We start from the raw sequence: 20,180 nt of genomic DNA, 5'->3' as shown, positions 1-20,180 counted from the left end.
GGCACAGCATGAACAAGAAAATTTTAGTTGTGGATGATGAAGAATCTATTGTTACTCTTTTACAGTACAATTTGGAACGGTCAGGCTATGATGTCATTACCGCCTCGGATGGGGAAGAAGCACTCAAAAAAGCGGAAACAGAGAAGCCTGATTTGATTGTGCTTGATGTGATGCTTCCAAAATTGGACGGAATCGAAGTATGCAAGCAGCTGAGACAGCAAAAACTGATGTTTCCCATTTTAATGCTGACAGCGAAGGATGAGGAATTCGACAAAGTATTAGGGCTGGAGCTCGGTGCTGATGATTATATGACCAAGCCGTTCAGTCCAAGGGAAGTAAATGCGAGAGTCAAAGCGATTTTAAGGCGTTCGGAAATAGCTGCGCCCTCTAGTGAGATGAAGAACGATGAAATGGAAGGCCAGATCGTAATCGGCGATCTGAAAATCCTGCCTGATCATTATGAAGCGTACTTTAAAGAAAGTCAGCTTGAACTGACACCGAAAGAATTCGAACTGCTGCTCTATTTAGGCAGACATAAAGGCAGAGTTCTGACAAGAGACCTGCTGCTGAGCGCAGTCTGGAATTATGATTTTGCCGGAGATACGAGAATTGTTGATGTGCACATCAGCCATCTTCGCGACAAAATTGAAAACAATACCAAAAAACCGATCTACATTAAAACGATTAGGGGATTGGGGTATAAACTGGAGGAGCCAAAAATGAATGAATAAATACCGTGTGCGCCTTTTTTCTGTATTCGTTGTCTGTATGATTCTGGTGTTTTGTGTCCTCGGGCTGTTTTTACAGCAGCTTTTTGAAACATCTGATCAAAGGAAAGCAGAGGAACACATTGAAAAAGAAGCAAAATACTTGGCTTCGCTTCTTGATGCCGGCAATCTGAATGATCAAGCAAATGAGAAAATCATTAAAGATGCAGGCGGCGCGCTTGATGTGAGCGTATCCGTTATCGATACAGACGGCAAGGTGCTGTATGGGTCAAACGGGAGAGCGGCTGATTCCCAAAAGGTGCAGGCGCTTGTTTCTGGCCATGAGGGTATTCTGTCAACAACAGATAACAAGCTTTATTACGGACTTTCACTTAGAAGCGAAGGGGAAAAAACAGGATATGTGCTGCTTTCCGCCTCTGAAAAAAGCGACGGCTTAAAAGGCGAATTGTGGGGAATGCTGACGGCCAGTCTTTGTACCGCATTTATCGTCATTATTTATTTTTATTCCAGCATGACCTCACGTTATAAAAGGTCAATTGAGTCAGCGACAAATGTAGCCACAGAACTCTCTAAGGGCAACTACGATGCACGGACGTACGGCGGCTATATTAGGCGTTCTGATAAGCTAGGACATGCGATGAACAGCCTTGCCATTGATCTGATGGAAATGACGCGAACGCAGGAAATGCAGCGGGATCGGCTGCTGACAGTCATTGAAAACATTGGCTCCGGGCTGATTATGATCGACGGAAGAGGCTTTATTAATCTCGTAAACAGATCTTACGCCAAGCAGTTTCATATCAATCCGAATCATATGCTGCGCCGTCTTTATCACGATGCATTTGAACATGAAGAAGTGATCCAGCTTGTCGAAGACATTTTTATGACGGAGACAAAGAAATGCAAGCTGTTAAGACTGCCGATCAAAATAGAACGGCGTTATTTTGAAGTGGACGGCGTTCCGATTATGGGGCCGGACGATGAATGGAAAGGAATTGTGCTCGTTTTCCATGACATGACGGAAACGAAGAAATTAGAGCAGATGAGGAAGGATTTTGTGGCCAATGTTTCTCATGAGCTGAAAACACCGATTACGTCCATAAAAGGGTTTACGGAGACGTTATTGGACGGGGCGATGGAAGACAAAGAGGCGCTTTCTGAATTTCTCTCTATTATTCTTAAGGAAAGCGAAAGGCTTCAGTCTTTGGTTCAGGATTTGCTCGATCTCTCAAAAATCGAGCAGCAAAATTTCACGCTCAGTATCGAAACGTTTGAGCCGGCCAAAATGCTTGGTGAGATTGAAACGCTTCTGAAGCATAAGGCGGATGAGAAAGGCATCTCCTTGCAACTGAATGTCCCGAAAGACCCTCAATATGTATCTGGTGACCCGTACAGGCTGAAACAGGTATTTCTTAATCTCGTAAACAATGCGTTAACCTACACGCCTGAGGGGGGCTCCGTGGCTATCAATGTAAAGCCCAGAGAAAAAGACATTCAGATTGAGGTTGCTGATTCTGGAATCGGAATTCAGAAAGAAGAAATTCCGCGCATCTTTGAACGCTTTTACCGCGTAGATAAAGACAGAAGCAGGAATTCGGGCGGAACCGGACTGGGCCTTGCGATTGTCAAGCATTTAATAGAGGCTCATGAAGGGAAAATTGATGTCACAAGCGAGCCTGGACGGGGAACTGTCTTTACCGTGACGCTGAAACGGGCCGCTGAAAAGTCCGCCTAATGTTTACAAAGGTTTAACAATATCTTCATGCACTGTTAAACCTATGCTGGTAGGATGTAGTAGAACCCCTTCATCCAAGGAGCCAATTTTGACGGCGGGAACCTATTTGTGTTCCCGTCCTTTTTTGTGTCTTCTCTTATAGTTCACGTATTTTCCTTTCAAATTGAACTTTGTTAAAATAAGAGGAGCTAATGACTATGTAAGAGATGAATGGAAGCCTGAGGCTTCTTAGGAGGAAATTGAATGACGGAACGAAAAAAATTAGTGCTTGTAGACGGAAACAGTCTGGCTTACCGGGCGTTTTTTGCATTGCCGCTGTTAAGCAATGATAAAGGTGTTCATACAAATGCTGTATACGGCTTTGCGATGATTTTGATGAAAATGCTTGAGGATGAAAAACCGACGCACATGCTGGTTGCGTTTGATGCCGGGAAAACAACATTTCGTCACGGCACATTTAAAGAATATAAAGGCGGCAGACAGAAAACCCCGCCTGAGCTTTCCGAACAAATGCCGTTTATCCGCGAGCTGCTGGATGCCTACCAGATCAGCCGCTATGAACTGGAACAATATGAAGCGGATGATATTATCGGCACACTGGCCAAATCGGCTGAAAAAGACGGATTTGAAGTTAAGGTTTTCTCAGGAGATAAGGATTTAACCCAGCTGGCAACGGACAAAACGACAGTTGCCATTACGAGAAAGGGAATTACCGATGTTGAATTTTACACACCGGAGCATGTCAAAGAGAAATACGGGCTTACGCCTGAACAAATCATTGACATGAAGGGTTTGATGGGCGATTCCTCAGATAATATCCCGGGTGTGCCCGGCGTCGGAGAAAAGACTGCGATTAAGCTTTTAAAACAATTTGATTCCGTTGAAAAGCTGCTGGAGTCCATTGACGAGGTGAGCGGAAAGAAATTGAAGGAAAAGCTTGAGGAGTTTAAGGATCAAGCATTGATGAGCAAGGAGCTTGCGACAATTATGACGGATGCTCCGATTGAGGTATCTGTTTCCGGCCTGGAATATCAAGGCTTTAATCGTGAACAGGTCATTGCCATCTTTAAAGATCTTGGCTTCAACACGCTTCTTGAACGGCTTGGAGAAGACAGTGCAGAAGCAGAACAGGATCAATCGTTGGAAGACATTAATGTCAAAACAATCACAGACGTGACAAGCGATATATTTGTTTCTCCATCCGCATTTGTCGTTGAACAGATTGGCGATAATTATCATGAAGAGCCGATTCTCGGATTTTCGATCGTAAATGAAATGGGAGCTTATTTCATTCCGAAAGACATTGCGGTTGAGTCTGAGGTGTTTAAAGAATGGGTGGAAAATGACGAGCAGAAGAAATGGGTCTTCGACAGCAAGCGGGCTGTTGTCGCTTTGCGCTGGCAGAGCATTGAGCTGAAAGGAGCCGAGTTTGATACGCTCCTTGCGGCTTATATCATCAACCCGGGCAATTCATATGACGACGTTGCGAGTGTGGCTAAGGATTACGGCCTGCATATCGTTTCAAGTGATGAATCAGTTTATGGAAAAGGAGCAAAACGGGCAGTGCCGTCAGAAGACGTACTGTCTGAGCACCTTGGCCGAAAAGCGTTAGCGATTCAAAGCCTTCGGGAAAAGCTCGTTCAGGAGCTGGAAAACAACGACCAGCTTGAACTGTTTGAAGAGCTGGAAATGCCTCTTGCGCTTATTCTCGGCGAAATGGAATCAACTGGCGTCAAGGTCGATGTTGACCGTTTAAAACGGATGGGTGAAGAACTGGGTGCGAAGCTGAAGGAATATGAAGAAAAAATCCATGAGATTGCGGGAGAGCCGTTTAACATCAATTCTCCGAAGCAGCTAGGCGTCATCTTATTTGAAAAGATCGGTCTTCCTGTCGTAAAGAAAACGAAAACAGGCTATTCTACGTCTGCTGATGTGCTTGAAAAGCTGGCTGACAAGCATGATATTGTCGACTATATTTTACAGTACAGACAAATTGGCAAGCTTCAATCAACATATATCGAAGGGCTTTTAAAGGTGACGAGACCGGATTCGCATAAAGTGCACACGCGATTTAACCAGGCCTTAACGCAAACTGGCCGTCTCAGCTCGACTGATCCGAACCTGCAAAACATTCCGATCAGGCTTGAGGAAGGGCGGAAAATTCGCCAAGCTTTTGTGCCGTCTGAAAAAGACTGGCTCATTTTTGCAGCCGATTATTCACAAATCGAGCTGCGGGTGCTTGCCCATATTTCAAAGGATGAAAATCTGATCGAAGCTTTTACAAATGATATGGATATTCACACGAAAACGGCAATGGATGTGTTCCATGTCACTAAGGATGAAGTGACATCTGCGATGAGACGCCAGGCGAAAGCGGTCAACTTTGGCATTGTTTACGGGATCAGCGATTACGGTCTGTCACAGAACCTCGGCATTACTCGGAAGGAAGCGGGAGCATTTATCGACCGCTATCTGGAAAGCTTCCAAGGCGTAAAAGCGTACATGGAAGATTCAGTACAGGAAGCGAAGCAAAAAGGATACGTAACAACGCTTATGCATCGCCGCCGCTACATCCCTGAGCTGACGAGCCGGAACTTTAATATCCGAAGTTTTGCGGAGCGGACGGCCATGAATACGCCGATTCAAGGAAGCGCCGCTGATATTATCAAAAAAGCCATGATTGACATGGCTGCCAAGCTGAAAGAAAAACAGTTGAAAGCAAGGCTTCTGCTTCAAGTACACGATGAATTGATTTTTGAGGCGCCAAAGGAAGAAATTGAAATTCTTGAAAAGCTTGTTCCTGAAGTGATGGAGCATGCGCTTGCATTAGATGTGCCGTTAAAGGTGGACTTTGCATCAGGCCCATCTTGGTACGATGCGAAATAAACAGAGATAGGAAGTGATGGATGTGCCGGAATTACCAGAGGTTGAGACGGTCCGGCGCACTCTGACCGGGCTTGTAAAGGGAAAAACAATCAAATCGGTAGAGATCAGATGGCCGAATATCATCAAACGGCCTGCCGAACCGGAGGAATTTGCGCGAAAACTAGCAGGAGAAACGATACAGTCCATCGGAAGACGGGGAAAGTTTTTACTGTTTCATTTAGATCATTATGTTATGGTTTCTCACCTTCGAATGGAAGGAAAATACGGTCTTCATCAAGCCGAGGAGCCTGATGATAAACACGTGCATGTCATATTCACGATGACGGATGGAACCCAGCTCCGGTACAGGGATGTGCGGAAATTTGGAACCATGCACTTATTTAAACCGGGAGAAGAAGCGGGCGAGCTCCCGCTTTCTCAGTTAGGTCCGGAGCCGGATGCAGAAGAATTTACGAGTGCGTATTTAAAAGAACGGCTTGCGAAAACAAACCGCGCTGTCAAAACTGCCCTACTGGATCAAAAAACGGTAGTTGGACTAGGAAACATTTATGTGGATGAGGCTCTTTTCAGAGCGGGTGTTCATCCCGAGATAAAAGCAAATCAATTATCAGATAAAACAATCAAAACCCTTCACGCTGAAATCAAAAACACTCTGCAGGAGGCGATTGATGCGGGCGGAAGCACAGTCCGTTCATATATCAACTCCCAAGGGGAAATCGGAATGTTCCAGCTGCAGCATTTTGTGTACGGAAAAAAAGACGAGCCATGCAAAAATTGCGGAACGATGATTTCGAAAATTGTCGTTGGAGGAAGAGGCACGCATTTTTGCGCAAAGTGCCAGAAAAAAAAGTAGCATAATGCTTCATCGTCCAAGCTGTCGGTGCATATATCAGTAACTCTGTAATGGAGGATGCCATTTTCGAAACACGGATTTTTCACTTTCCCATATATATGATTGTGATGAATCCCGGGCATTTCACATCTGATACAAGAGCACCAACAGAAAGGAAGAAACGGATATGCAAATGGTTTCTATACTGCTGCTGGCGTTGGCTGTCAGCTTGGACAGTTTTTCAGTCGGATTTACGTACGGATTGAGAAAAATGAAAATACCGTTTAAAGCGATTTTGGTTATCGCCTGCTGTTCCGGTGCTGTCATGTTTATATCCATGCTGATCGGAAGCTTTCTCACGAAGTTTTTTCCTGTATATGTGACGGAGAAGCTTGGCGGTTTGATATTGGTTGGAATCGGTGCGTGGGTTCTGTACCAATTCTTCAAACCGGCAAAAGATAAAGAATACCTATTGCATGAAAAAACGCTGCTTAATTTAGAGGTTCGGTCATTAGGGATTGTGATTCATATTTTGAGAAAACCCATGAGTGCGGATATCGACAAATCGGGTGTGATCAATGGAATTGAGGCGGTCTTATTGGGATTTGCCTTATCAATTGATGCCTTTGGAGCAGGCATAGGCGCAGCCATTCTCGGTTTTTCACCGATTGTGATGAGCATCGCCGTGGCAATCATGAGCTCGCTGTTTGTATCAATTGGAATCAATGCCGGCCATTTTCTGTCTAAGTGGAAATGGATCGATAAAATGGCGTTTTTGCCGGGGCTTCTGTTAATCACGATTGGGCTCTGGAAATTGTAAAAAGGAGTGGATCTCTTGACCTTAGTCATTGGTTTAACGGGAGGAATAGCTAGCGGCAAAAGCACGGTAGCCAATATGCTGATTGAAAAAGGAATAACAGTTATAGATGCAGATATCATTGCAAAACAAGCGGTAGAAAAAGGGATGCCGGCCTACCGGCAAATCATTGACGAATTCGGTGAAGACATACTGCTCTCAAATGGCGATATAGATAGAAAAAAGCTTGGAGCGCTGGTATTTACAAATGAACAAAAGCGTCTCGCTTTAAATGCAATTGTTCATCCCGCAGTCAGGCAGGAAATGCTCAATCGCCGTGATGAAGCCGTTGCAAATCGGGAGGCATTTGTTGTATTGGATATCCCGCTATTGTTCGAAAGCAAATTGGAATCATTGGTTGATAAAATTATTGTGGTCAGTGTGACAAAAGAGCTTCAACTGGAACGTCTGATGAAGCGCAATCAGCTGACGGAAGAAGAAGCAGTCAGCCGTATCCGCTCTCAAATGCCCTTAGAGGAAAAAACAGCAAGAGCAGATCAAGTCATTGATAACAGCGGCACGCTTGAAGAGACCAAAAGGCAGCTTGATGAAATCATGAACAGCTGGGCATAATCAAAAAACACCGTTCATATTGAACGGTGTTTTTTTGCCATTAAAAATCAAAGTTGTCCGGATCAGGACCGACGCGCAAGTTTTCATTCAGTGCATCGATTCGGTTCATGTCATCCTGCGTTAATTCAAAGTCAAATACGCTAGCATTTTCTTTAATGCGGTGTTCCTTCGTTGATTTAGGAATCGTTATAATGCCATGCTGCAGATCCCAGCGCAAGATAATTTGTGCGACAGATTTGTTATATGTTTGAGCGATGTCAGCCAATACAGGATGATCCAGCAGCTGCCCCTGCATTAAAGGTGACCAAGCCTCCATCTGGATGCCCTGATTTTGGCAGTATCTTATCAACTCTTTTTGTGTGAGGCGCGGGTGAAATTCCACTTGGTTAATCATAGGCTTAATTTCAGCTGCCGTCATCAGATCTTCAAGATGGTGAATTTGGAAGTTGCTTACGCCAATCGCTTTGATACGGCCTTCTTTATACAGCGTTTCAAGTGCTCTCCAAGCTTCTTTATACTTTCCTTCTACAGGCCAGTGGATGAGGTATAGATCCAAATAATCCAGACCGAGTTTGGATAGGCTTGTTTCAAACGCGGCGAGTGTTTCTTCGTAGCCTAAATCCGCATTCCATACTTTCGATGTGATAAACAGATCCTCTCTTGAAATGCCTGCTTCTTCAATGCCTTCCCGAATCCCTTCTCCAACGCCAGCTTCATTTCCATAAATAGCTGCGGTGTCAATACTGCGGTACCCGTGAACAATGGCAGTTTTAACTGCATTTACCAGTTCAGATCCTTCTTCCACTTGGAACACGCCGAGGCCGAACCAAGGCATTTCCACCCCATTATGAAGTGTTGCTTTTGCTTGTAAATGTGTTGTCATGTTCATTTCCTCCTTTAAAATTGTCAGGCTTCCTGCCGATCTCGTTTTTCCATTAAGCGGCTCCAGCCTGTTAAAATGACTGCACCGACCACCATTAATCCGCCTATCCAAGCGGTATGAATCAATCCGATTGAATCGGTGATCACACCGCCAAGGTATGACCCAAGCGCGATTCCTGCATTAAAGGCAGCGATATTCATTGCGGATGCGACGTCAACTGCACTCGGGACAAAACGCTCAGCCAGCATTACGACATACACCTGAAGGCCTGGCACGTTCATAAAGGCCAGCAATCCCATACAGAGAATGGTAATGAGCCCTGCTGCTTGATAGGGGGCTGTAAATGTCAGTACGAATAGAACGATTGCTTGTACGATAAACATATAGAATAAAGCGGCAATCGGATTTCGGTTTGACAGCTTTCCGCCAATCATATTGCCGATAGCAATAGCTATTCCGTATCCGAGCAGAATCACTGCAACAGTCCCGGCTTTGAAGCCTGTTACTTCCTGAAGCAGGGGAGACAGATACGTGAACACAACGAATGTTCCTCCATATCCAAGCGCTGTAATGACAAATAAAAGCAATAACCGACTGTTTGTCACAAGCTTCAATTGATCCCGCATCGTTGTTTTCGTCCCTTTTCGTAATTTGGACGGTACAAGAATGCCATTTGTAATGAAAGCAATGATTCCGACGGCGATAATGACCATAAAGGCGAAACGCCAGCCGAACTGCTGGCCGATAAATGTCCCAAAAGGAACTCCGGTTACAGTTGCCACAGTGAGGCCGGTAAACATAATTGAAATCGCGCTAGCCCTTTTATCTTCCGGGACAATATCCGCTGCGATTGTCGAACCGATCGACATAAACACACCGTGCGAAAATGCCGATATCACACGTGCTGCTAGTAAAATCCCGATGCTTGAAGCGGTTGCTGCCATCGTATTACCGGCAATAAAAATAAACATGATCCAAAGCAATAGTGTCTTACGCGACATGCTTGAGGTCAATGAAGTTAATATAGGTGCCCCAAATGTAACGCCGAGCGCATAAAGGGAAACGGTTAATCCTGCTGTCGTGACTGGAATATGCAGGTCATCAGCAATGAGCGGCAAAAGGCCGACACTGATAAATTCAGTTGTCCCTATTGCGAATGCACTTACGGCCAAAGCCAGTAGTGCAGGAATACTGCTTTTGGCTGAAGTCATGATGTTCCTCCTTTGTAAGATGTGTTGTATGATTGAAATTCTGCCGAGTAAGCTATATAAATAAAAAAGAGCAGATTCAAATCAGCCGGCAAATGTGATTATGAAACATATCGTTAAGAAATAAAAGTACGTACTTTGAAGTGCTATAGTCACTTTTTGGTGCCTGTGAGGAGAATGGATTGTATGGAGAAGAAAAAATATAACATTTCTGTTGAAGCGACTCTTGAAGTGATCGGTGGGAAATGGAAATGCGTCATTTTATGCCATCTGACGCACGGAAAAAAACGCACAAGTGAATTAAAACGCCTAATGCCCAACATCACGCAAAAAATGCTGACTCAGCAGCTGCGCGAGCTGGAAGCGGACGGTGTCATTAACCGAATCGTATATAATCAAGTTCCTCCCAAAGTGGAATACGAGCTCAGCGAATACGGCCGCAGCTTAGAAGGGATTTTAGATATGCTGTGTGCTTGGGGAGCGAATCATATTAACAGAGTGTACGGGGATACATTTTCTGTGCTAGAAGAAAGTGTGCTCAATGATAAGTTAAAACAGGAATCATAAAGCATGAGGGCAGTCAGTGCAGAGCGCTGGCTGCTTTTTGGTTCTTACGCCTGATATTCTGTGCAAGAAAACATAAGATGCATCATAAATTAGCGTTATAATCGTTGATTTTTATCAATATGTACTGGCGAATTTGTTTTAATGTGTTATACTAATTTTAGATAGTAACAAATTAGGATGGCATAATTGATAAGGGGTGTCCAACATGAAGGTAAAAGTAGCGATCAACGGGTTTGGAAGAATCGGAAGAATGGTTTTTAGAAAAGCGATGTTAGACGATCAAATTCAAGTAGTGGCCATTAACGCCAGCTATTCCGCAGAAACGCTGGCTCATTTAATAAAGTATGACACAATTCACGGCAGATACGACAAAGAGGTTGTGGCTGGTGAAGACAGCCTGATCGTAAATGGAAAGAAAGTGCTTTTGTTAAACAGCCGTGATCCAAAACAGCTGCCTTGGCGGGAATATGATATTGACATAGTCGTCGAAGCAACAGGGAAGTTTAATGCTAAAGATAAAGCGATGGGCCATATAGAAGCAGGTGCAAAAAAAGTGATTTTGACCGCTCCGGGAAAAAATGAAGACGTTACCATTGTGATGGGCGTAAATGAGGACCAATTTGACGCTGAGCGCCACGTCATTATTTCAAATGCGTCATGCACGACAAACTGCCTTGCGCCTGTTGTAAAAGTGCTGGATGAAGAGTTTGGCATTGAGAGCGGTCTGATGACTACAGTTCATGCGTATACGAATGACCAAAAAAATATTGATAACCCGCACAAAGATTTGCGCCGGGCGCGGGCTTGCGGTGAATCCATCATTCCGACGACAACAGGAGCGGCAAAGGCGCTTTCACTTGTGCTGCCGCATTTGAAAGGAAAACTTCACGGCCTCGCCTTGCGTGTCCCTGTTCCGAACGTCTCATTGGTTGATCTCGTTGTTGATCTGAAAACGGATGTTACGGCTGAAGAAGTAAACGAGGCATTTAAACGCGCTGCCAAAACGTCGATGTACGGTGTACTTGATTACTCAGATGAACCGCTTGTTTCGACTGATTATAATACGAATCCTCATTCAGCGGTCATTGACGGGCTTACAACAATGGTAATGGAAGACAGGAAAGTAAAGGTACTGGCGTGGTATGACAACGAATGGGGCTACTCCTGCAGAGTTGTTGATCTGATCCGTCATGTAGCGGCACGAATGAAACATCCGTCTGCTGTATAAAATAAGGTCATGGACACATTTTAAAGAAAAAACCCTTAACAGCATATTTCTGAAAAAACGCACCTTGCAAATTAGACTTAAACACAGTATACTATTTTTCGTGAACTTCTTGCTTGAGACTGTTTCGGAATTACTTAAAGGGTTAGGACCTCTCCGGACTAACTTTCCCCCGTGGTAAATGGCCGACCCAGTTGTTGGAATTTCACTTTTTAATTCTTGTTAAGGGGGGTCCATGACTATGGAAACAATGGGGCGTCACGTTATCTCCGAGCTATGGGGATGCGATTTTGATAAGCTGAATGACATGGATTTTATTGAAAAAACGTTTGTAAATGCTGCTCTAAAATCAGGTGCTGAGGTGCGCGAGGTTGCATTTCACAAATTTGCACCGCAAGGCGTAAGCGGAGTTGTGATTATTTCTGAATCACACTTAACGATTCACAGTTTTCCTGAGCACGGATATGCGAGCATTGATGTTTATACTTGTGGAGACTTAGATCCTAATGTCGCTGCTGATTACATTGCAGAGGCATTACATGCTGATACAAGAGAAAACATTGAAATACCAAGAGGAATGGGGCCTGTGCAAATTAAACAGGCGCAAGCGAAAGTACTATAAAGTAAATTGCGAACACAAAGGGAGCTGGAGCTAGAAAGCCATTATGCGCTTTTTAGCTTATGCTCCTTTTATTTTTATAAAGAAACGAGAGTGTCAGCTTTTTCTTTTTTCATTTTTTTTGTAAAATAAGAAGGAGATTTTCACAAACCACCTAATGCTATAGAAACAAATTTAACAACGGCTCTCCCGACAGATGCTGTCACATCTATTTTTAAAAGGCGGAGGCTGCCGAAAATACATTGCAGGGAACGATATAGTTGGGAGCTGATTTTATTGAAATGTCCTTCATGCCAGCATAACGGAACACGAGTCCTTGATTCACGGCCTGTGGATGACGGAAAGTCGATTCGCCGAAGACGCGAGTGCGAATCCTGCCACTACCGGTTTACGACCTTTGAGAAAGTGGAGGAAACCCCGCTCATCGTCGTGAAAAAAGAAGGTGTGCGTGAGGAATTCAGCAGAGAAAAAATGCTGCGCGGCCTCATAAAAGCATGTGAAAAAAGGCCTGTTTCACTCAAAACGCTTGAAGACATGTGCTTTGATATTGAAAAAGAGCTTCGCAATCAAGGCTGCTCCGAGGTGAAGAGTGAGCTCGTCGGAGAAATGGTCATGGACCGGCTGGCTAAGATTGACGAAGTCGCATATGTGCGGTTCGCGTCCGTCTATCGGCAGTTTAAAGATATAAACGTCTTTATCGACGAATTAAAAGACTTAATAAAGAAAGAGCGTTAAAAGAGCTAAGAGGATTCTTCTAGCTCTTTTCTCATGTGCAAAATTGGCATTTGATAGATATAAGAAACGGTGTAAAATGAAAGGTAGAAACAAATTCGGAAGGTTTGAGAATGTATGGCTGACTATTGGAAAGATGTACTGCCTGTAGACCCGTATGTGGTTAAAAGCAGATCGATGCTGCAGGATATTGACAGACAAATTATTACACAACTGTACCAGCCCTTAATCGGCCCTGTTGCATTCTCTCTTTATATGACATTGTGGGGAGAGCTTGAACAAAACCGTCTGTGGGGCGGAGAGTCCACACATAGACAGCTGATGGGGATGACACAGTCCAACTTAAAAACGATCCATCAGGAACAGGGGAAGCTCGAGGGCATCGGATTGCTGAAAGTATATATGAAAGAATCCGAGCGGCAGGAGCGCCTCTTTATATATGAACTCCTTCCGCCGCTCAGACCAAATGAATTTTTTGAAGACGGAATGCTGAATGTTTTTCTGTATAATAGGGTCGGAAAAACGAAATATCAGCAATTAAAACAATTTTTTACGCACCCGGCCATTTCAGAAGATGCGAAGGACATTACGCGTCCGTTTAATCATGCGTTTGAATCGCTGCAGCCGAGTGAATGGAAGCTCACATCCGATATGGAGGAAACGGTAAGGCTTGCCGAGGGGTCCGAGTATACTTCTGTCGGACAGTCTCCGTCCTACACCATAACGGAGGATGTGTTTGATTTTGATTTGTTTTTAGCGGGACTTTCTGAGACGATGATACCGAGAAAAGCGATGACCCAGCAGGTTCGGGACACGATCAAAAAGCTTTCTTATCTGTACGGAATTGACCCTTTGCAAATGCAAAACGTTGTGATGAGCGCAATTGATGAGCGTGACGTCATTACGACGGAGGCTTTAAGAAAAGCGGCGAGCGACTGGTATCAAATTGAAAGAAACGGACAGCTGCCCGATTTGGTGGAAAAAACACAGCCGGTGCATCTGCGTGAAGGCGAACAACCGGCAGAAGAGGATTCTCTGGATGGGAAGCTGATCGCATTGCTGGAGGCGATTTCCCCGAAGAAGCTTCTGCAGGACATTGCTGACGGAACAGAGCCGTCAAAAGCTGATCTGAAGATCATAGAAGAAATTATGTTCGAACAGAAGCTCGAGCCAGGCGTCACAAATGTGTTAATTTATTATGTCATGCTGAAAACCGACATGAAGCTGTCGAAAAACTATATCCAAAAAATCGCTTCGCATTGGGCACGCAAAAAGGTGAAAACGGTCAGGGAAGCGATGAAGCTCGCAATAGAAGAAAACCGCCAGTATCTTGAATGGGCTGAGGGAAAAACAAAGTCTTCGAAACGAAACCAAAAAGTGATTCGTGAAGAAAAGCTTCCTGATTGGATGACAGAAAAGGAAACAGCGTCCGATTCAGAATCCGGACAGCAGAAGCTGCATCCGCAGGATTTGGAAGAACAGAAGAAAAAAATGATGGAAGAAATGCAAAAACTGAAAAAATACTCTGCCTATTAAAGACAGAGATGCGGGGTGAAGGAATAGATGGAACCAATCGGCCGTTCCCTGCAGGGCGTAACCGGCAGGCCGGATTTCCAAAAACGTCTTGAACAAATGAAGGAAAAAGTCATGAAAGATCAAGATGTTCAAGCATTTTTGAAGGAAAACGAAGAAGTGATTGACCAAAAAATGATCGAAAAGAGCTTAAATAAGCTTTATGAATATATCGAACAAAGCAAGAATTGCTCCTATTGTTCGGAAGATGAAAACTGCAACAATTTGTTGGAGGGCTACCATCCGAAACTTGTTGTCAATGGGCGGTCTATTGATATCGAGTATTATGAATGTCCAGTCAAACGGAAGCTCGACCAGCAGAAGAAACAAAAGTCTCTTATGAAAAGCATGTATATCCAGCAGGATCTTCTCGGAGCGACGTTCCAGCAAGTTGATATCAGTGACCCGAGCAGGCTCGCGATGTTTCAGCATGTTACAGACTTCCTGAAAAGCTATAATGAGACGGGAAAAGGGAAAGGATTATATTTATACGGGAAATTTGGGGTAGGAAAAACGTTTATGCTCGCTGCGATTGCCAATGAGCTGGCGGAAAAAGAGTATTCTTCCATGATTGTCTATGTGCCTGAATTTGTGAGAGAGCTTAAGAATTCGCTGCAAGACCAGACATTGGAAGAGAAGCTCAATATGGTAAAGACCACACCCGTCTTGATGCTTGATGACATCGGAGCAGAATCAATGACAAGCTGGGTAAGGGATGAAGTCATCGGAACGGTGCTTCAGCACAGAATGTCCCAGCAGCTGCCTACTTTCTTTTCTTCTAATTTCTCACCTGACGAGCTGAAGCATCATTTTACGTATTCGCAGAGGGGAGAAAAAGAAGAAGTAAAAGCGGCAAGATTAATGGAGCGGATATTATATTTGGCTGCTCCGATCCGCCTTGACGGAGAAAACCGCCGACATCCATAATTGCTGCGGTTCAAAGGGGAAGGAACTGAGGGTATGAAACGAAAAACGGCTGTAAAATGGCTGGCAGTGCTTGCAGGTGCTGGTTTACTCTATTGGGGAAATAAAACGTATTTGAATGTATCGCCGAAAGAAATCAGGGTATGGGTATTGTCGTTCGGAGTCTTTGCACCTCTGATGTTTATCGGGATATCCATCGTCAGGCCACTTGTTTTATTTCCGGTGTCTGTTATTTCAATAGCTGGCGGACTTGCGTTTGGCCCGCTTCTCGGCACGCTTTATACGTTATTCGGTTCGATGTGCGCTTCAGCTGTTTCGTTTTTTGCGGCCGGTTTGTTTTCGGCGAAAAAGAACGGGCATTACGAAAGGCTTGAAGCCATACAGAAGCAAATGGAGGATAACGGATTTTTCTATATCTTTCTTTTGAGAATCCTGCCGATCAATTTTGATTTCGTCAGCTATGCGGCAGGCCTTTCCAATGTCAAAGCGCTGCCGTATTTTGCCGCAACGGCTGTGGGAATCATCCCTGGGACGATTGCGCTTAATGTGCTGGGTGCGAGCTTTTTGGCTGGCAATCTGCCCGCTTTCTTTATGGTGCTCGCTTTGTATATCGTGTTTATCTCACTGCCGTTCATCTTCAGAAAGAAAATGCAAAACTTGTTCCAAGAATCAAATTAAGATTTGCCAGTGACCTTTACGTCTATTTTAAAAACATCCCCCATATACTTGTAACAGATGCCGTAAGGGGGGACAAACATGCTTGAAATAATCTTTGAAGATGACCATGATGCAGCCGCTTTTTTACATCTCATTCAGCATTCGGACGATCGGAACAATATCATTGTCCGTGAAGGCATACGAAAAATCGGGATTGAAAAAGCGAATCCGGATTTTCCTATTCAGCGTTTTATGGAGCCGATTCTGGTCAAATTTTTTTTGGAATGCAAAGAAGACGAGCATATGCTGTCATTGATTGAGGAAACGTATTGTTTCACGGACCAGGATGAACAGCAGCAAATCCTTCAGCTCGCACACAGTATTATTGAAGGTGAAGCAGACGATCTTCCGTTTGAGCCGCTGAAGCTTTCACGGAAACAATCTATTTTGAATGAACTCCAAACGATCTGTTTAGAGGAAGGAGTATTTTACATTCGCTCCTTTCAGACCTTCCGACTTGGATCATACTATAAGCAGCTGAGAGATATTACAGAAGCAGCGATTGATGAATATAAGATGGAACAGGAATATCAAAACTTTATTCAAACACTCAGAGACTATGTAAACGCCAAACAGCCGCGAATCAAAAAAGTGCATATTGTCCATGATGGTTCCTTTACATTATGGGAGCTGCGCTATGTGCCGGAACGGGAAAAAATGAAATACATAGACAGAAGATTTGTCCGGGATCATCCTATGTATATTGATTCTCATTTGCTCGCGCCGCTGATTTCCATTGCGCCTGATGAAGTCGTGCTTTATACCGACCAGCCCGAGCACATGATGGCAAGGACCATTCAAAACGTATTTCAAGAGAGAGTGGAAATGCTCCCGCTGCATGCTTTTACAGATGCAGAAATACCGGTGAAGCACTCGGAAGGATGAGGGCCGGCAGCCTGTCTATATAAGGCTGTCGGTTTAAAAAAAGGAAACGCGATCGTGTTGATTTTTTGGATTGAACAATTTATAATACATAGGAGATTAAGAAAGACACACGTATTGATAAGGACACGAAGGAATGATACCGGCTCAAAGAGAGGGAAGCCCTGGCTGCAAGCTTCCCAGCTAAGGACCATTCGCTTTACCGCCTTTGAACTTCAGCTGTGAACCTCTTGAAAAGGAACAGTAATGGCTGACGGGAACTCCCGTTACAGAGCTTAGAGCCGCAGGTGCCGTATTGGCTTTGCGGAAAAAAGGGTGGAACCACGATTCCGTTTATTCAACCTCGTCCCTTTCATAGGGGGCGGGGTTTTTATATGCAAAAAAAGGAGTGACAAAGATGTCAGATATGGTAAAAATCACATTTCCTGATGGAGCAGTCAAGGAGTTTGCGAAAGGAACAACAACAGAAGATATCGCGGCATCCATCAGTCCGGGATTAAAGAAAAAATCATTAGCCGGAAAACTGAACGGAAAAGAAATCGATTTGAGAACGCCGATCAATGAAGACGGTACAGTGGAAATCATTACAGAAGGCTCAGAAGAAGGTCTTCAAATTATGCGCCACAGTACGGCTCACTTGCTGGCTCAAGCGATTAAACGCATCTACAAGGATGTTAAATTCGGCGTCGGTCCGGTTATCGAAAACGGGTTTTACTACGATGTAGAAATGGACGAAGCGATTACACCGGAGGATCTGCCGAAAATCGAGAAAGAAATGAAAAAAATCGTTAATGCGAACCTTCCGATCGTTCGAAAAGAAGTCAGCCGTGAAGAAGCGAAAGCCCGTTTTGCGGAAATCGGCGACGATCTGAAGCTTGAACTATTGGATGCGATTCCTGAAGGAGAAACCGTTTCGATCTATGAGCAAGGCGAATTCTTTGACCTGTGCCGCGGCGTCCATGTTCCTTCAACCGGAAAAATCAAAGAATTTAAGCTGTTAAGCCTTGCAGGCGCATACTGGCGCGGCGACAGCAAAAACCAAATGCTTCAGCGCGTATATGGTACAGCTTTCTTCAAAAAAGCTGATCTTGAAGAGCATCTTCGTATGCTAGAAGAAGCGAAAGAACGCGACCACAGAAAGCTCGGCAAAGAATTAAAGCTGTTTGCAAACTCTCAAAAAGTCGGACAAGGCCTGCCGCTTTGGCTGCCAAAAGGCGCGACAATCCGCCGCGTCATCGAGCGTTACATTGTCGATAAAGAAATCAGCCTCGGCTATGAGCACGTATACACACCTGTGCTTGGCAGCAAAGAGCTGTATGAAACATCAGGGCATTGGGACCATTATCAGGAAGGCATGTTCCCTCCGATGGAAATGGACAATGAAACACTTGTATTGCGTCCGATGAACTGTCCGCACCATATGATGATTTACAAACAAGACATTCACAGTTACCGCGAGCTTCCGATTCGTATTGCGGAGCTTGGAACGATGCACCGCTATGAAATGTCAGGTGCGCTGTCAGGGCTTCAACGCGTACGTGGGATGACGTTAAATGATGCACACATCTTTGTGCGCCCGGATCAAATTAAGGATGAGTTTATCCGCACAGTCCGTTTAATCCAGGATGTATATGAAGACTTCGGTTTAAGTGATTACACATTCCGTCTGTCTTACCGCGATCCGGAAGATACAGAGAAATATTTTGATGACGATGAAATGTGGAACAAAGCGCAATCCATGCTGAAAGAGGCAATGGACGAAATCGGCCACGACTATTACGAAGCAGAAGGTGAAGCGGCATTCTACGGCCCTAAACTTGATGTTCAGGTGAAAACTGCGATCGGAAAAGAAGAAACACTGTCTACGGTACAGCTTGATTTCTTATTGCCGGAACGTTTCGACCTGACATACATCGGTGAGGACGGCAAGCAGCACCGTCCGGTTGTCATTCACAGAGGTGTCGTTTCAACAATGGAACGCTTTGTTGCCTTCTTAATCGAAGAACACAAAGGCGCCCTGCCGACATGGCTTGCACCGGTTCAGTTCCAAGTCATCCCGGTTTCTCCGGCTGTGCATTTAGACTACGCGAAAAAAGTGCAGGAACGCCTGCAGCGTGAAGGCCTGCGTGTTGAAGTCGACAGCCGCGATGAAAAAATCGGCTACAAAATCCGTGAAGCGCAAATGCAAAAAATCCCGTACATGCTGGTGGTCGGTGACCAAGAAGCAGAAAACGGAGCGGTAAACGTGCGTAAATACGGAGAACAGAACTCTGAAACGATTTCTCTTGATGAGTTTGTGAAAAAGGCAGTAGCTGAAGCGAAAAAATAAAATAAAAAAGCATGATCTCATTGAAGAGATCATGCTTTTTTATTTCTCTAATATAGGAAACAAATCATGAAGGCTGCTGATGATGTAATCAGGCGTTACGTCAGTTTCGTTTTTCTTATCCGTCCGGTTGATCCAAACGGTTTTGATTCCGGCTCTTGAAGCGCCTAAAATATCAGTATTCAAATTATCGCCGACCATGATGGCATCGTCTTTTTCAATATTCATCAGCTTAAGGCAGTGTTCAAAAATTGTAACATCCGGTTTGCCCTTGCCGAATGCGCCCGAGATGACGATTTCATTGAAGTAAGGAGCGAGCTCAGGTACGCCGGCAAGCTTCTCCTTTTGCAGACTCGGATCGCCATTTGTCAAAAGCAATAATTCATACTTGCCTTTTAATTGATCGAGTACAGCAAATGTTTCATCATATACAAACGGGCGTTTTCTGCGCTCTGCCGCAAAAAACTCTCCCAAGTATTCGCCATATGCAGGATCATCGATCCCAAGCGCTTTCAGTCCGTTTGTCCATGCATTTCTTCTGTACTCCGGCACAATCTTGTTCAGCTTTTGAAAGCCTTCACTGATTGGCTCTGAGAAATTGGACCACAGTCCTTCAAACGGGTTAATGCCGATCATCACTGTATATGGATACGTCTCATATGACATGTACAATTCTCTCGCTGCTTCGCGAACAGCTGCTTCGAATTCCTCAGGGGCAAGGCCATATTTTTTCTCCGCTTTTAAGCAAGTTTCTGCAAATGTTGTTCTGACGCTTTTTTCGTCCCAAAGTAGTGTATCATCTAAATCAAAAAATACGGCTTTCATGATCTTCTCCTCTGCTTCAGATTCAAATCTTTCTGCCAAAAGGCTCATGTTTTATTTTACAATAGATAAAAGCCTTGTGAAATATGTTTT

The 20,180-nt window shown here is 44.4% G+C and carries 17 protein-coding genes and 1 pseudogene; 15 read left to right on the top strand and 3 right to left on the bottom strand.

Annotated elements, in window-relative coordinates; translation table 11 throughout:
- Positions 1–8 precede the first annotated feature (8 nt).
- From phoP to coaE, 6 genes and pseudogenes are all read left to right on the top strand, one after another.
- Complete coding sequence (phoP, locus tag NSQ12_RS15410; protein WP_003229442.1) at positions 9–731, top strand: two-component system response regulator PhoP; 723 nt, start codon at positions 9–11, stop codon at positions 729–731.
- On the top strand, positions 724–2,463 hold the full coding sequence (gene phoR / locus NSQ12_RS15405) for a sensory box histidine kinase PhoR (protein WP_106073655.1): 1,740 nt from the start codon (positions 724–726) through the stop codon (positions 2,461–2,463). The genes phoP and phoR overlap by 8 nt, the downstream gene beginning before the upstream one ends.
- Positions 2,464–2,706: 243 nt before the next feature.
- Positions 2,707–5,349, top strand: a complete 2,643-nt coding sequence (gene polA, locus NSQ12_RS15400; protein WP_163138223.1) for a DNA polymerase I — start codon at positions 2,707–2,709, stop codon at positions 5,347–5,349.
- Between the two features lie 22 nt (positions 5,350–5,371).
- Entirely contained in the window at positions 5,372–6,202 is an 831-nt protein-coding gene (gene mutM / locus NSQ12_RS15395) for a DNA-formamidopyrimidine glycosylase (protein ID WP_019712903.1), read from the top strand.
- 148 nt (positions 6,203–6,350) lie between these two features.
- Positions 6,351–7,001: pseudogene (gene ytaF / locus NSQ12_RS15390) on the top strand (sporulation membrane protein YtaF); the annotation flags it as partial.
- A gap of 15 nt (positions 7,002–7,016) precedes the next feature.
- A complete protein-coding gene (coaE, locus tag NSQ12_RS15385; RefSeq protein WP_004398928.1) occupies positions 7,017–7,610 on the top strand; it encodes a dephospho-CoA kinase in 594 nt (197 codons plus the stop codon).
- Positions 7,611–7,650: 40 nt separating this feature from the next.
- Here coaE and ytbE read toward each other — a convergent pair whose 3' ends face one another.
- Both ytbE and NSQ12_RS15375 read right to left on the bottom strand, forming a co-directional pair.
- Positions 7,651–8,493, bottom strand: a complete 843-nt coding sequence (gene ytbE / locus NSQ12_RS15380) for an aldo/keto reductase YtbE (protein WP_003229455.1) — start codon at positions 8,491–8,493, stop codon at positions 7,651–7,653.
- Between the two features lie 23 nt (positions 8,494–8,516).
- Positions 8,517–9,704 carry an MFS transporter gene (locus NSQ12_RS15375; RefSeq protein WP_072175322.1) on the bottom strand — a complete coding sequence of 396 codons (1,188 nt, stop codon included), beginning with the start codon at positions 9,702–9,704 and terminating at the stop codon, positions 8,517–8,519.
- Between the two features lie 183 nt (positions 9,705–9,887).
- Here NSQ12_RS15375 and NSQ12_RS15370 point away from each other — a divergent pair, with 183 nt between their 5' ends.
- The 9 genes from NSQ12_RS15370 to thrS all read left to right on the top strand — a co-directional run bounded on the left by NSQ12_RS15370 (position 9,888) and on the right by thrS (position 19,268).
- Positions 9,888–10,268, top strand: a complete 381-nt coding sequence (locus NSQ12_RS15370; protein ID WP_003229458.1) for a winged helix-turn-helix transcriptional regulator — start codon at positions 9,888–9,890, stop codon at positions 10,266–10,268.
- 205 nt (positions 10,269–10,473) lie between these two features.
- Complete coding sequence (locus tag NSQ12_RS15365; protein ID WP_003229459.1) at positions 10,474–11,496, top strand: glyceraldehyde-3-phosphate dehydrogenase; 1,023 nt, start codon at positions 10,474–10,476, stop codon at positions 11,494–11,496.
- 238 nt (positions 11,497–11,734) lie between these two features.
- On the top strand, positions 11,735–12,115 hold the full coding sequence (speD, locus tag NSQ12_RS15360; RefSeq protein WP_003223584.1) for an adenosylmethionine decarboxylase: 381 nt from the start codon (positions 11,735–11,737) through the stop codon (positions 12,113–12,115).
- Positions 12,116–12,388: 273 nt separating this feature from the next.
- Positions 12,389–12,847 (top strand): transcriptional regulator NrdR, encoded by a 459-nt coding sequence (gene nrdR, locus NSQ12_RS15355; protein ID WP_003223586.1) that lies wholly within the window; start codon positions 12,389–12,391, stop codon positions 12,845–12,847.
- Between the two features lie 114 nt (positions 12,848–12,961).
- The gene (gene dnaB / locus NSQ12_RS15350) at positions 12,962–14,380 is read left to right on the top strand and encodes a replication initiation membrane attachment protein DnaB (RefSeq protein ID WP_003229464.1); all 1,419 of its coding nucleotides are present in this window, start codon (positions 12,962–12,964) and stop codon (positions 14,378–14,380) included.
- A 27-nt stretch (positions 14,381–14,407) separates the two neighbouring features.
- Positions 14,408–15,343, top strand: a complete 936-nt coding sequence (gene dnaI / locus NSQ12_RS15345) for a primosomal protein DnaI (protein WP_014480531.1) — start codon at positions 14,408–14,410, stop codon at positions 15,341–15,343.
- A gap of 33 nt (positions 15,344–15,376) precedes the next feature.
- The gene (locus tag NSQ12_RS15340) at positions 15,377–16,018 is read left to right on the top strand and encodes a TVP38/TMEM64 family protein (protein ID WP_003229468.1); all 642 of its coding nucleotides are present in this window, start codon (positions 15,377–15,379) and stop codon (positions 16,016–16,018) included.
- Positions 16,019–16,096: 78 nt separating this feature from the next.
- Complete coding sequence (ytxC, locus tag NSQ12_RS15335; RefSeq protein ID WP_174223137.1) at positions 16,097–16,942, top strand: putative sporulation protein YtxC; 846 nt, start codon at positions 16,097–16,099, stop codon at positions 16,940–16,942.
- Between the two features lie 394 nt (positions 16,943–17,336).
- Positions 17,337–19,268 (top strand): threonine--tRNA ligase, encoded by a 1,932-nt coding sequence (gene thrS / locus NSQ12_RS15330; RefSeq protein ID WP_014480529.1) that lies wholly within the window; start codon positions 17,337–17,339, stop codon positions 19,266–19,268.
- A 39-nt stretch (positions 19,269–19,307) separates the two neighbouring features.
- On the opposite strand, the gene NSQ12_RS15325 is transcribed toward thrS, so the two are convergent.
- On the bottom strand, positions 19,308–20,090 hold the full coding sequence (locus NSQ12_RS15325; protein WP_032722331.1) for an HAD family hydrolase: 783 nt from the start codon (positions 20,088–20,090) through the stop codon (positions 19,308–19,310).
- Between the last annotated feature and the right edge of the window lie 90 nt (positions 20,091–20,180).

The sequence above is a fragment of the Bacillus sp. PS95 genome (assembly GCF_037963565.1).
GTDB classification, from domain to species: domain Bacteria; phylum Bacillota; class Bacilli; order Bacillales; family Bacillaceae; genus Bacillus; species Bacillus subtilis.
The sequence above is the reverse complement of the archived record's forward strand: the minus strand, read 5'-3'. Positions and strand labels throughout refer to the sequence as shown.

Coding starts and splice junctions, on each gene's coding strand:
- phoP (WP_003229442.1), top strand. CDS start 9: ATGAACAAGAAAATTTTAGTTGTGGATGATGAAGAATCTATTGTTACT.
- phoR (WP_106073655.1), top strand. CDS start 724: ATGAATAAATACCGTGTGCGCCTTTTTTCTGTATTCGTTGTCTGTATG.
- polA (WP_163138223.1), top strand. CDS start 2,707: ATGACGGAACGAAAAAAATTAGTGCTTGTAGACGGAAACAGTCTGGCT.
- ytbE (WP_003229455.1), bottom strand. CDS start 8,493: ATGACAACACATTTACAAGCAAAAGCAACACTTCATAATGGGGTGGAA.
- NSQ12_RS15375 (WP_072175322.1), bottom strand. CDS start 9,704: ATGACTTCAGCCAAAAGCAGTATTCCTGCACTACTGGCTTTGGCCGTA.
- NSQ12_RS15370 (WP_003229458.1), top strand. CDS start 9,888: ATGGAGAAGAAAAAATATAACATTTCTGTTGAAGCGACTCTTGAAGTG.
- NSQ12_RS15365 (WP_003229459.1), top strand. CDS start 10,474: ATGAAGGTAAAAGTAGCGATCAACGGGTTTGGAAGAATCGGAAGAATG.
- speD (WP_003223584.1), top strand. CDS start 11,735: ATGGAAACAATGGGGCGTCACGTTATCTCCGAGCTATGGGGATGCGAT.
- dnaB (WP_003229464.1), top strand. CDS start 12,962: ATGGCTGACTATTGGAAAGATGTACTGCCTGTAGACCCGTATGTGGTT.
- dnaI (WP_014480531.1), top strand. CDS start 14,408: ATGGAACCAATCGGCCGTTCCCTGCAGGGCGTAACCGGCAGGCCGGAT.
- NSQ12_RS15340 (WP_003229468.1), top strand. CDS start 15,377: ATGAAACGAAAAACGGCTGTAAAATGGCTGGCAGTGCTTGCAGGTGCT.
- ytxC (WP_174223137.1), top strand. CDS start 16,097: ATGCTTGAAATAATCTTTGAAGATGACCATGATGCAGCCGCTTTTTTA.
- thrS (WP_014480529.1), top strand. CDS start 17,337: ATGTCAGATATGGTAAAAATCACATTTCCTGATGGAGCAGTCAAGGAG.
- NSQ12_RS15325 (WP_032722331.1), bottom strand. CDS start 20,090: ATGAAAGCCGTATTTTTTGATTTAGATGATACACTACTTTGGGACGAA.